The following is a 12,501-nucleotide window of genomic DNA, read 5'->3' on the forward strand; positions in this document are numbered from 1 at the left end:
GCTCACGGCGCTACCTCCTGGTCGAGCTCGGTGGCCAGCACGCGGGCATAGCGCGGCTCGCTCGCCAGCAGGGATTCGTGGGTGCCGTCGGCGACGACCCGGCCGGCCGCCATCAGGATCACCCGTTCGGCGAGCCCGATGGTGGAGAGCCGGTGCGCGACGATCAGCGTGGTGCGCCCCCGCATCCGGGCGCTCAGGGAGGCGTGGATGGCCTGCTCGACGGTGACGTCGACAGCGCTGGTGGCGTCGTCGAGCACCAGCACCGGGGGGTTGACCAGCAGCGCGCGGGCGATGGCGAGGCGCTGACGCTGACCGCCGGACAGGGTGTAGCCGCGCTCGCCGACCACGGTGTCGTAGCCCTCGGGCAGCGCGCGGACGAACTCGTCGGCCCCGGCTGCACGGGCGGCGTCGATGACCTCGTCGCGGGCGGCGCCGGGGTGGCCGTACGCGATGTTGTCGTGGATCGACAGTGAGAACAGGAACGGCTCGTCGGGCACGATGCCGACCTGCGCGCGCAGGGCGGCCAGGCGCAGCTCCCGCACGTCGTGGCCGTCGATGGTCACCCGGCCCGCGCTGACGTCGTAGAACCGGGCGAGCAGCCGGCCCAGCGTGGACTTGCCGCTGCCGGTGGCGCCGACCACGGCCACCGTCTCGCCGGCGTGGATGTGCAGGTCGAGGCCGTCGAGGGCGAGCGTGCCGTTCGGGTACGAGAACTTGACCGCCTCGAAGCGCACCGCACCCCGCAACGCGGCGTCGACCGGGGCCGGGGCGTCCACCACGTCGCTCGGGGTGTCGAGGATCTCGTAGATGCGCCGGGCGGAGGCCGAGGCCCGCTGACCCAGCATGATCATCATGCCGAGCAGGCGGAACGGCGGCTGGAGCATCAGCACGTAGGAGTTGAACGCCACGATCGTGCCGACCGTGGTGCCGCCGTGCAGCACCATGAGCCCGCCGACCAGCAGCACCAGCGCCAGCCCGAGGCGCGGCAGGTTGTCCAGTACCGGCGTCCACCGGCTGCGGATCCGCGCGTCCTGCAGATACGCCCAGCGGATCCGGTCGGCCGACTCGCCCAGCGAGCGCAGCTGACGTCCCTCGGCGGCGAACGCCTTGACGATCCGCACGCCCTGGATGTTCTCGTCGACGATGGTGGCCATCTGCGCCAGCCGCGCCTGGATCAGCCAGGACACCGGGAAGATGGCCTTGCGCATGCCCACGCCGAGGAACCCGATGACCGGCATGGTGACCATCGCGACGATCGCCAGCGGCACGTTGATGCTGAGCATGAGCCCGAAGGCGACCACCGCGATCAGGCACTGGACCAGGATCGACGGGCCGAACGACAGGTACATCTGCACGGCCCGGATGTCCGAGCTCGACCGCGACATCAGCTCGCCGGACTGCACCCTGTCGAAGAAGCCGAACGGCATCCGGACCAGGTGCGAGTACACGATGTTACGCAGGTCGTACTCGATCTCGTAGGCGGTGCGCAGCAGGTAGAGCCGGGCCAGATAGTTGATCAAGCCCTGGAGCAGGGCCAGGCCGGCGATCCACCACACGTACGTGGACAACTGCGCGGTGCGCTCGACGATGGCCTTGTCGATGCCGATGCGCAGCAGGTTCGGGATCTGCACCTGCACGACCAGGCCCGCGAACGACATCAGCAGCGAGGTGGCCAGCAGCGCCCGGTGGGCCTTGACCAGGGGCATCGCCCGTCGCAGCCAGGTTTTGCCGGTGTCCGGGTCGATGGACGCCCGGGGCGCGCGACGGGTCAAGGGGCCTCCTGGTTATTAGCCAGGCTAACGATACTCCGGTCGCCGGGAGATGCCGCCGACCCCGCCCGGCGACGGCTCCACCCCCGGGCAGGAAGCCTTGGCGGCCGGGGCCTGCACGGTGAGCAGATAGCGGTCGACCAGGGCGTTCACGCAGGAGCTGCGGCCGTACACGGTGTGGCCCCAGCCCTGGTACGTGACCAGCGTCGCTTTCGGCCCGAGCTGCTCGGCCACCGAGCGGGCCCAGGCGTAGGGCGTCGCCGGGTCGTGCGCCGAGTTGATCAGCAGCACCGGGCCGGTCTTCGCCGGGGCCAGCCGCCGCTGCGGGTTGTCGGGGGGCAGTGGTGTGCCCAGGCAGCTCGCCACCGAGGTCAGCCCGAGCGGCGACACCGGCATGTCCCGGTGCGCGCGGGCCAGCGAGGCCAGCTTGCCCCGCAGGTCGGGCCAGCCCGCCACCGGCACCGCCCAGTCGTCACAGAACACCGCCGGGAAGCTGTTCTCGGCCTCGGTGATCGTCAGCTTGGGCCGGCGACCGGCGACCGGGGTGAGCGCCTCCTTGAGGTAGAAGGCCAGCGAGTACCACTGCGGGTCGTAGAACGAGCTGAACGCGACCTGCAGCAGGTCGAGCTCGCCGGGGCGGAAACTGGGGTCGTACGGGTCGCGCAGCACGCCGCGCCGGGCCCGGTTGAGCAGCGCCCGCCACACCCAGCGCACGTCCTCGCCGTGCAGCGCGCACGAGGTGCTGCGATCACACCAGGCCACGAACTGATCGAAGGAATCCTGCGCGGCCGCCGTCTGGTCGGCGAGGAAGCTGGCGGTGTCGCCGCTGTGGTTCATCACGCTGTCCAGCACGAGGGCGCGGACGCGCTGCGGGTAGCGCTCGGCGTACTGCGCGCCCAGCAGGGTGCCGTAGGAGGCACCGTAGAAGCTGATCGTCTGCTCACCCAGCGCGGCGCGGATGGCGTCCATGTCGCGGGTGACGCTGATGGTGTCGCTGTGGCCGAAGAGCGGGCCGCTGCGCTGCAAGCAGTCGGCGGCGAGCTTGCGGTTGTAGGCGACATTCTGGTCGTACAGGCGAGCCGTGGAGATCATCATCGACGGCCCGGCGGCCAGCAACGACGCCGAACACACCACCGGGCTGCTGCGGGCAACGCCGCGCGGGTCGAAGCCGACGATGTCGAAGCGCCGGCGCACCTGCGGGCTGAAGAAGTAGTCGCTGTCCAGCGCGAAGTCGACGCCCGAGCCGCCCGGTCCGCCGGGATTGACGATCAACGTGCCCAACCGCGCCTTCGCATCGGTGGCTGGGCGCCGGGCGAGCGCGACCGACGCGCGCGGACCATAAGGGTCCGACCAGTCCACCGGTACGGCCAGAGTGGCGCACTGCGCCGTCTTGTCCTCCGCGCACGGCTTCCAGGTCAGCGCATCACCCCCGCGCGACGCCTGCGCAGCAGGGGTGGCCCCAACCACCGTGGCCAGAACAGCAAGAAACGCGGCCAGGATCGGCCGGGTGGTTGCGCGCACCGCGATTAATCTCCGCCCTGCACGGCAGCGCGCCGCGCGCCTTGAGGTCTACCCCTGGCACGCGGCGCCCACTACCGTTCCTTGATTTCCTACACCTTCAGGTGCTTCAACGCGCGGCGCACCAGATCGTCGCGTTGCGCCGTGGTAAGCGTCTCCAGGCCGAAGCCCAGGTAGACGGTGTCGGCGGTGGTGATCCCGGCGCCCGAGTCGAACGCCAGCTGGCTGCGGGTCCAGTCGTTGCTGTTGGCCCCGGTGCCCGGCGGCGGGCCGGCCACCGTCCAGCCACCGAGGTCGCTCTCGAACGACGTCTGCGCGGCCACGGTGCCGTTGACCTCCACCCGGGCGTCGTCCAGGAACACCCCGAGACCCTGGGTACCCCAGTCCGACATGTACGAGATCGACAGCTCGACCTGCTCACCCGCGTACGCCGACAGGTCGGCGGTGAACTGCTTCCAGCCCCCGCTGTTGCCGCTCGCCGCGTTCCAGGTGCCGGTCGTGCCTGTCGAGGAGCAGTCCGCGCCCTGGTAGTGGGCCACGAACGGGTGCAGTCCGGCGATCCCCGCGGCGCAGCTGTCGCCGGTGCTCGTACTGGTCAAGCCGCCGGTGTCGGGCAGCGTGGTCCAGTTGTCGGTGCCCACCTCGTGCGCCTCGACGAACAGGAAGTCCCAGCCCGCCTCGGTGTCGAACGAGGTCTGGAACGTCAGTGCCGCGCTGGTGGCCCCGCTCAGGTCGACAGTGCGGGTGAGCCGCTTGTACGCCGAGTCGGCCTGCTCGCTCCAGACGTACCAGCTACCGTCGTACGGGTCGTAGGGCTGGGCGCCGGGCAGCTTCCAGTCCAGCGGCGCCGCGCTCTTGAACTGCGGGAACTGCGCCGGCGGCAGGAAGCTGGAGGTGGACAGGAACGATGCGGTGTGCCCGGCGGACGGGGTGCCGGTGAACCCGGCGAACTTGCCCTGCGTGCCGGTCACCGGGTACGGCGTGCCGCCGGGGGCGCTGCCGCCGTTGTCAACGTAGGAGTACGCACCCAGCCAGTACTGCTGGAAGTCGTTGAGCAGCGGCAGGCAGGCGGCACTGTTGGCCGCGGCGCACTCCCCCGGCCCCTCGGGCAGGTACGCGTAGCCGCCGTTGGTGCCCTCGGCGTACCCGGCGTACTGGCCGGCTTCGAGCAGCTTGCCGCCCTCGTTGAGGTAGTCGCGCACGGCAAGCTCGGTGTCCACCGCGGCGCGCGCCAGGGTGCCGGCCGGCTGGCCCTTCACCCGCGGGATGACGTCGTCACCGGTCTCCCACACGACCGCCTTGTAGTGCGAGAGCACTCCCAGCGGGTGCGGCGCCTTGCCACCGTGGGTGTCGAGGTCGTACACGTCGGCCCGCTTACCGGCCTTGCGCAGCGAGGCCACGTACTCGTCGGCGTAGCGGGCGCTGGTCGCCCCGTCGGTGGCGTCCGGCGAGGTGCCGGTGACGTCCTCGGCCGCGAGCACCAGCACGTCCCCGCCGATCTTGGTGTTGACGGTGTAGGTGAAGCTCGACGAGGTGGCCCGGCGTGCGGTGAACCACACCTTGACCTTGTCACCGGGGCGGGCCCGGCTCACCTTGCCGCGCAGCTCGGCGTAGTACTTGTCCATGCCGTCGCCGTAGCGCTCACCGCCGCGCCACTCCTTGGTCCGCACGGTCTTCGCCCGGCCGCCGTTGATCGAGTAGTGCAGCGTGACCGGCCCGAGGCGGCGCTTGGCCGTGACCGCTACCTGCTGGTCCGAGCCGTACGAGACATCGAACCCGTCCACCCGGAAGTCCGGGGCGGTGCGGCCCACCGAGGAGACCGGGTTGTCCGGGGTGCGCGCCGACTTGGCCACCGACAGCGCGAACGGCACGTTCTTCTCAAACTCGCCCTGGATCAGCTTCTCGTCGTCGGGGAAGGTGAAGACGCTCGCGCAGTCCTTGGCGTCCCACTGGTCGGTGGGGTCCAGGTCCGAGGCGGTGGCGCAGGTACTCATCTCGGGCGTGAACGCGATGGTGCCGTAGCGGACCTGCGCCTGCCCGTCGGTTTCGCCGTTCGTGGTGTACAGCTCGGCGGAGATGTCCGGGTCATAGCCCGCAATCGCCGGGTGCGCGTCGTCGCCGGCCAGCGCGATGGCGATCTCGTCGTCCGGGCTCGGCGTGGCCACCTGCCAGCCCACGCCGTAGAGCAGCAGCTCGGCGGCCGAGTGGTAGTTGATCAGGAACTCGAAGCCGACCCGGCGGAACAACGCGTCGAACGCCTTGGTCTCCGGCTCGGACTTCGGCCCGGTGCCGCGGTAGGTCTCGCTGGCCGGGTCGTCGGAGGAACCCTCGTTGTCGTAGCCCCATTTGTAGGGGAAGTTGCGGTTGAGGTCCACCCCGTCGCCGGTGGTGATCCTGCCGTCGCCGTTGACGTCGCGCAGGTTCTTGCGCCACTGCCGGTTGCCCTCGGTGAAGGTGAAGTCATAACCGTCGACATTCGACACCGGTACGAACCACAGCTCGGTGGTGTTCACGAGCTTGGTGATCTCCGGGTTCTTGCCGTACCCGTCGACGAAGTAGTGCAGCAGCCGCCGCGTCATCTCCGGGGTGATCCATTCCCGGGCGTGCTGGCTGCCCATGTACAGCACCGCCGGGCGGCGGCCGTCGGGCACCGTACGGGCATCGCGGGTCAGCTTGACGCCCTGGATCGGCACCCCCCGCAGCGACGTGCCGATCGTCTCCAGCTTGGCGATGCGCGGGTTGGCCGCGGCGGTGGCTGCCAGCTCCTCCCGGATGCCGCCCTTGCTGTTGTACGGCCGGAACACCGTGGGGGCGGCTGCGGCCTTGGCCCGCATCCGGGCCGTGGTGGCCTTGGCCGTCAGCGGCACGCCGGCGCGCACGAGCGCGGCTGCCTGCTGCGAGCTGATGATGGTCTCAACGTTGATCTTGCCGTTGCCGGCCGCGGACACGGGGGTTTCATCGGCGTCGACGCCTGCGGCGCGCAGCCGTGCGAATTGCGTGGCGTCGAGGGTGCCGACATACACGCCCAAAGTCTCGTCGGGTGGAGCCGCGGCGGCCGGTGCGATCCCGGGCAGGACCGCGGCGGCCGCGGTCACGAACGAGAGCGCGCAGGCGGTCGCCCAGCGGGCTGGTGACATGTAGAGCCTCCATGGATGGGAAGGTCGTGTTTGGACCTTCCCGGCCAAGCCGAGACCCTGTCAAGCATCGCGTCCGATATCCCCCGCTCGGGACGGCTATGAGCGGGGGATGTCGGGTGTCAATTGTTCGGCGGGAGCAGCGGGAGCTGGCTGATCACCGCCGCGTACTGGGCGACCTGCCGGCCGTTCGGCACCACGCCGACGCTGCGGAGCTGATCCTGGATGGCCTGGCGGACGGCATCCTCGGACTGCCCGCGGTGCGTCTGCATGACCTTGTTGACGACGTAGTCAACACGAAGCTGCATCTGCCAGCCGGGGGAGCGCTGCGAGGCTCCGCTGGCCAGGCTTACTGAGGCGAGGGGTTCCATGCCCTGAGTATCGGAAGCACGGCACCCCCACTGGAAGGTATGGGGATGCTGTGCAACCGAGCTGCACCCGGTCCGCACCGGGTTCTCCATCAAACGGCCGTGGCCGGTTGCTGATCAGTGGCCGCGGGGAGCATCTTCGGCGGCCAGGTCCTCCTTGCTGGGCCCCTCGGCCGGGCGCAGCCACTGCCAGACCAGGAAGAACGCGCCCAGGGCCAGCATCGCCAGGCCCATCCAGAGGTTGATCCGCACGCCCTGCGCCTTGTCGATCTCCGAGCTGGAGTCGAAGAGCCCGAGCAGCGTGACGATGATGCCGTACACCACGAACAGCCCACCGATGACCCGGCGCACGTCGAACAGCCGGGCCGCCGCGGAGGCCTGCTGCAACTCCTCGCCCTGGTCGATCAGCTCGTCGTGGGGGCGGTTGTCCTCAGCCATGTCAGTTCCTCACCACACCGGGATGTACAGCAGGAAGGCGAGCACGACGGCGATGCCGCCGAGCAGCGCCGGGTTGCGCCACCAGACCTTGTCGGCGGCCAGCACGACCTCGCCGGAGGTGGAGCTGCCGGCCAGGCCGTACACCAGGCCACGCAGGTCGTTGTCGGGCTTGGGCTTGGTGAACAGCGTGACCACCACGGCCACCACCACGGCCGTGACGAAGGCCAGTCCGGCACCCCAGAAGCTCTCCTCCAGGTCGGAGTTGAACGTCACGACGTCGCCCAGGTACAGCAGGTACAGCGTGAGCGAGGACAGGGTGCCCAGCAGCAGCGAGAAGAAGCCCGCCCACGGGGTCATCCGCTTCCAGAACATGCCCACGATGAACGTCGCGAACAGCGGCGCGTTGATCAGCGAGAACAACGCCTGGATGTAGTTCATGATGTTGTCGTAACCCGAGGCGATGAACGCGGTGCCGATGCTGATGATGATGCCGCCGACGGTGGCCCACCGGCCGACGCGCAGGTAGTAGTCGTCCGAGCGGCCCTTGCGGATGTAGGACTGCCAGATGTCGTAGGTGAACACGGTGTTGAAGCCGCTGACGTTGGCCGCCATGCCCGCCATGAACGAGGCCACCAAGCCGGTCACCGCGACGCCGAGCACACCGTTGGGCAGCAGGTCACGCATGAGCAGGGGGATGGAGTTGTTGTAGGTGAGGTCGCCGGTCTTGGCGCCCAGCCCCTTGACCGTGATGATGGCGATCAGGCCCGGGATGACCGTGACGATCGGGATCAGCAGCTTGGGGAAGGCGCCGATGATCGGGGTACGACGGGCCGCGCTCATGTTCTTTGCCGACAGCGCCCGCTGCACCTCGGCGAAGTTGGTCGTCCAGTAGCCGAACGAAAGCACGAAGCCCAGGCCGAACACGATGCCGATCCAGTTGGCGCCCAGCGGGTTGTCCGCGTTCGCCGTGCCCTGCCAGGTATGCAGCGCCGCGTCGCCGAGATCGCTGTTGCGGACTGCGTCGAACAGCCCGTCGATGCCGCCGACCTTGACCAGGCCGACGATCGTCAGCGGCAGCAGACCGGCGAGGATCACGAAGAACTGCAGCACCTCGTTGTAGATCGCCGAGGACAAACCGCCAATACCGATGTACAACAGGACGATCGCCGCGCCGATCACGATTGACAGCCACAGCGGCCAGTTGAGCAGCGCGTCCAGGATCAGCGCCAGGGCGTACAGGTTGACGCCGGCGATCAGCACCTGAGCGATCGCGAAGATCCAGGCGTTGAGCCAGTGCGTCGGGCGGTTGAAGCGCAGCCGCAGGAACTCCGGGACGCTGCGCACCTTCGAGCCGTAGTAGAAGGGCATCATCACAATGCCGAGGAAGACCATGGCCGGCACGGCGCCGATCCAGTAGTAGTGCAGGGTCATCAGGCCGTACTGGGCGCCGTTGGCGGCCATGCCGATGATCTCCAGCGCGCCCAGGTTCGCCGAGACGAAGGCGAGGCCGGTCACCCAGGCCGGCATCGAGCGGCCCGACAGGAAGAAGTCGGAGCTGGTCTTGATGGCCCTGCGGGCGGCGAATCCGACGCCGAGGACCGTCGCGAAGTAGATCACGAGGATCATGTAGTCGAAAAAGTCCAGATCGAGCCTGAGCCCGGGCCCTTCGGCCGCGAGTACGACGCCCATGGGCACCTCCTGTGCATGTGCCGCGCGGCTTACCCGAGCTGAAGATCCCTCACACCTGATTGTCCCCACCAGGAGAAAACTTGAGGTTTCCGCCCCACCTCAGCCGCCCGATCTTATCGAATAAGGTCGATGAGCATTGTCCTCCTCGCGGCGCTCGCCGCAGCGTTCGCGGCGCCAGTTCCCGCGCAGGCCGCAACTCCGCAGCCACCCACATCCGCGGCAGCCCGCACGTCACGCTGCGGGCTGACCGCGGGCCCGCACCCGGAACTGAAGCGCCTCGAATAGATATCAGTTAATGTCCATGACATGCGGCTACTGGGTATCGCACTTCTGGTTGCGCCGATCGCTGCGGTGGGCGCCAGCCCGGCTCAAGCGGCGACGTCATGGACGGTAAACGGGCCGGGCGGTGCGGTCACCGCCCGGCTCGTCCTCGACGACACCGGCCGGCTCAGCTTCGGCGTCGACCGGCAGGGCAGCGCGGTGCTGGCCCCGGCCCCGATCGGGCTGACCACCACGACCGCCGACCTCAGCACCGGGCTGACGTTCAAGTCCCGCACCGACCGTACGGTCCGCGAGCGCTACACCCGGACCACCGGCAAGCAGCTCGAACGCGACGTCACGCTCAAGGAATCCACGCTCGACTTCCAGCAGCTCAAGGTGGTTGTCCGGGTTTCCGCTGAGGGGGCCGCCTACCGGTACGTGCTGCCGTCGGCGGCCACGGTGACCGGGGAGGCGTCGTCGTGGTCGGTGCCGGTGGACGCACCGGCCTGGCTGCTGCCGTACACGCCGAACTACGAGGAGCCGCGGGTCCCGACGACGGCCGGCGCCGCGGCTACCGGGGACTACGGGTTCCCTTCGCTGTTCCGGGTCGGGACCACCTATGCCCTGCTGACCGAGTCCGACGTGGACGGCCGCTATGACGGGGCGCGCCTGACGCACACAGCGGGCGAGGCGACGTACCGGATCGAACTGGCCGACCCGCGGATCAGCGCGACCGGTCCGCTGTCCACGCCGTGGCGGGTGGCCGTCGTGGGTGACCTGGCGACGGTCACCGGGTCCATGCTGGTTGACGATCTGGCCCCGGCCTCGAAGCTCACGGACGCCTCGTGGGTGCGCCCGGGAATGGTCGCCTGGTCCTGGCTGTCGGAGCACGCCAGCCCCTCGGATCCGGTACGCCAGCGGCAGTACATCGACTTCGCCGCGCGCAACGGCTGGCCGTTCGTCCTGATCGATGAGGGCTGGAGGGCGCAATGGGTGCCCGAGGTTGTGCGTTACGCCCGGGCGCGCGGCGTCGAGGTCCTGTTGTGGTTGCACTGGACCGACCTGGACACCGAGCAGGAACGCGCCACCCTGCTGCCGCGGTTCAAGCAGTGGGGCGTTGCCGGACTGAAGATCGACTTCATGGACTCCGACAGCCAGGCCCGCTTCCAGTGGTACGACGCGATCCTGAAGGCCACGGCGGATCAGCACCTGATGGTCAACTTCCACGGCGCCACCATCCCGCGCGGCATCCAGCGCACCTGGCCGCACGTGATGACGCTGGAAGCCATCCGGGGCGCCGAGCAGTTCCGCACCCGGGCCGCGCAGAACACGATCTTCCCGTACACCCGCAACGTGGCCGGCAGCATGGACTACACGCCGGTCACCTGGGCGGTCACCGACCGCGACACCACCGACGCGCACGAGGTCGCGCTGGCGCTGGTCTACGAATCGGGCTGGACCCACCTGGCCGACAAGCCGGAGACCTACGAGTCGCACCCCGAGGCCCTGCGCACGCTGAGCCGGCTGCCGACCACCTGGGACGAGTCGCGGCTGCTCACCGGCGCGCCCGGAGCCGAGACGGTGGTGGCGCGACGTCACGACGACCGCTGGTACGTGGGTGGCATCTCCGCGGTCGCCGCGCACACCGTCGATGCCAACCTGGACTTTCTCAAGGGCGGGCGCTACCTGGCCGAGACGCTGCGCGACGGCGACCACGGCCTGGTGCGCGAGAGCCGGATCGTGCGCCGCGGTGACACGCTGAGCGTTGCCGAGGTGGCCAACGGCGGGTTCGTAACCGTGCTGTGCAAGTACACCGGCTCGGCGACCTGCGATGAGCCGGTCCGCCAAGTCCCCGCGACCTCGTTGACGGTCACCGCCTCCGGCACGGTGGTCACGGCCGTCTTCACGCTTCCGGCCGGTGGTCCGCTGCGAGGGGTACGGCTGCAGCCCCAAGCCCCGCAAGGCTGGACGGTCAGCGGTCCCACCGTGAGCGCCGCCACCCTCAAGGCGGGCCAGAAGCTGACCGGCACATGGACGTTTCAGCCCGGCCCCGGCATCACCCCCGGCTACGTGGACCTGCCGGTTGCCGCCGAGTTCACCTTCGCCGGTGATTCGGGTTACCCCGACCGGCCCGGCGCGCAGACCGTCCACGTCGAACAGGCGGTGCGCACGCTGGTGACCCCGCCGGATCCCAGCGGCACCGCGGCGATCAGCGACCTGCCGTTCCTCAGCGAGGCCAACGGGTACGGGCCGGTGGAGCGGGACAGCTCCAACGGCGAGGCGGCCGGCGGGGACGGTCACCCGCTCACCATCCGCGGCACGGTATACGCCAAGGGGCTGGGGATGCACGCCCCCGGCGAGGTGACGGTCTGGCTGGGCGGCACGTGCACGTCGTTCACCGCCCAGGTCGGCATCGACGATGAGGTGGGTGAGTCCGGCTCGGCTGATTTCCAGGTGCTGGGCGACGACGGGCAGGTTCTGGGGGCTTCGGGCGTACGGCGAAGCGCTGATCCTGCCCTGGCTCTTGATGTTGATGTCACCGGTGTGCGGATCCTGACATTGCGCGCAACCGACGGCGGTGACGGCAAGAACTTCGACCACGCCGACTGGGGTGACGCCCGGCTCAGCTGCGCCGGCTGACCAGCGCCTCCAGCCCGTCCAGGATGCGGGCCAGGCCGAACTCGAACGCCTGGCCCGCGCCCTGACCGGCCTCCCCCATCGCCGCCATCAGGTGCGGGAACCGTTCGCCGTGCTCGCGCAACATCGCCGCGATGGCCTGGGTCATCTCCGCCTCGCCGACCATCGACGCCGCCTGCTGGGCCAGCATCCGTCCGTGCCCGGCCAGCGTCGCAATGGTGTCCAGCCGCTCGGATCCCTTGAGCGGCAACCCTTCCAGCCGGCTCAAGGCAACTTCCATCCAGCTCATCTCGTACGGACCCAGCGGTCGCTGCCCCACCGTCGCCTCGATGGCCCACGGGTGCGCGACGTAGCGCTCCAGCAGCTTGCGTGACCACTGTTCCAGCCCCGCCCGCCAGCCCTGAGACGTCAGCTCGGGCGGCTCCCCGATGGCTTGTTCCAGCATGAGCGCGACCAGTTCGGCCTTGCCGGGCAGATACCGGTACAGCGACATCTTGGTGTAGCCGAGTTCGGCTGCCACCCGCTGCATGGACACCGCGGCCAGTCCCTCGGCGTCGGCCACCGCGATCCCCGCGTCCGCGATCCCCGTCAGACTCAGCGCCGGCTTTGGTCCGCGCTTGCCCACTCTTGCCACCTCCCATAACTGCGTCTACCGTACACAGAAACAACTGCTTCCCATGGACACAG

At 69.4% G+C, this 12,501-nt stretch carries 8 protein-coding genes; 1 reads left to right on the forward strand and 7 read right to left on the reverse strand.

Translation table 11 applies throughout. The annotated features are described in order from the left end of the window. Window positions 1-2: 2 nt before the first annotated feature. From TFC3_RS22010 to TFC3_RS22035, 6 genes are all read right to left on the reverse strand, one after another. Window positions 3-1,772, reverse strand: coding sequence for an ABC transporter ATP-binding protein (locus TFC3_RS22010; RefSeq protein ID WP_067503108.1), 1,770 nt, complete (start codon window positions 1,770-1,772; stop codon window positions 3-5). 24 nt (window positions 1,773-1,796) lie between these two features. Then, window positions 1,797-3,290 (reverse strand): alpha/beta hydrolase, encoded by a 1,494-nt coding sequence (locus tag TFC3_RS22015; protein ID WP_067503111.1) that lies wholly within the window; start codon window positions 3,288-3,290, stop codon window positions 1,797-1,799. Between the two features lie 89 nt (window positions 3,291-3,379). After that, a complete protein-coding gene (locus tag TFC3_RS22020) occupies window positions 3,380-6,424 on the reverse strand; it encodes a M14 family metallopeptidase (RefSeq protein ID WP_067503114.1) in 3,045 nt (1,014 codons plus the stop codon). A gap of 119 nt (window positions 6,425-6,543) precedes the next feature. Beyond that, a complete protein-coding gene (locus tag TFC3_RS22025) occupies window positions 6,544-6,792 on the reverse strand; it encodes a hypothetical protein (protein ID WP_236718249.1) in 249 nt (82 codons plus the stop codon). Between the two features lie 114 nt (window positions 6,793-6,906). Continuing rightward, window positions 6,907-7,227 (reverse strand): hypothetical protein, encoded by a 321-nt coding sequence (locus TFC3_RS22030; RefSeq protein WP_067503116.1) that lies wholly within the window; start codon window positions 7,225-7,227, stop codon window positions 6,907-6,909. Window positions 7,228-7,236: 9 nt separating this feature from the next. Next, entirely contained in the window at window positions 7,237-8,916 is a 1,680-nt protein-coding gene (locus TFC3_RS22035; protein WP_067503118.1) for a sodium:solute symporter family protein, read from the reverse strand. 306 nt (window positions 8,917-9,222) lie between these two features. Between TFC3_RS22035 and TFC3_RS22040 the strand changes: the two genes are divergently transcribed. After that, on the forward strand, window positions 9,223-11,817 hold the full coding sequence (locus TFC3_RS22040) for a glycoside hydrolase family 97 catalytic domain-containing protein (protein WP_067503121.1): 2,595 nt from the start codon (window positions 9,223-9,225) through the stop codon (window positions 11,815-11,817). Here the strand turns inward: TFC3_RS22040 and TFC3_RS22045 are convergent. Next, window positions 11,801-12,439, reverse strand: coding sequence for a TetR/AcrR family transcriptional regulator (locus TFC3_RS22045; protein ID WP_236718250.1), 639 nt, complete (start codon window positions 12,437-12,439; stop codon window positions 11,801-11,803). The genes TFC3_RS22040 and TFC3_RS22045 overlap by 17 nt on opposite strands. Window positions 12,440-12,501 lie beyond the last annotated feature (62 nt).

Source organism: Actinoplanes sp. TFC3, assembly GCF_001553785.1.
Lineage (GTDB): Bacteria > Actinomycetota > Actinomycetes > Mycobacteriales > Micromonosporaceae > Actinoplanes.

What these genes read in the sequence shown, in the direction of transcription:
- TFC3_RS22020 (WP_067503114.1), bottom strand. Translation starts at nt 6,424, where the DNA reads ATGTCACCAGCCCGCTGGGCGACCGCCTGCGCGCTCTCGTTCGTGACC.
- TFC3_RS22025 (WP_236718249.1), bottom strand. Translation starts at nt 6,792, where the DNA reads ATGGAACCCCTCGCCTCAGTAAGCCTGGCCAGCGGAGCCTCGCAGCGC.
- TFC3_RS22030 (WP_067503116.1), bottom strand. Translation starts at nt 7,227, where the DNA reads ATGGCTGAGGACAACCGCCCCCACGACGAGCTGATCGACCAGGGCGAG.
- TFC3_RS22035 (WP_067503118.1), bottom strand. Translation starts at nt 8,916, where the DNA reads ATGGGCGTCGTACTCGCGGCCGAAGGGCCCGGGCTCAGGCTCGATCTG.
- TFC3_RS22040 (WP_067503121.1), top strand. Translation starts at nt 9,223, where the DNA reads ATGCGGCTACTGGGTATCGCACTTCTGGTTGCGCCGATCGCTGCGGTG.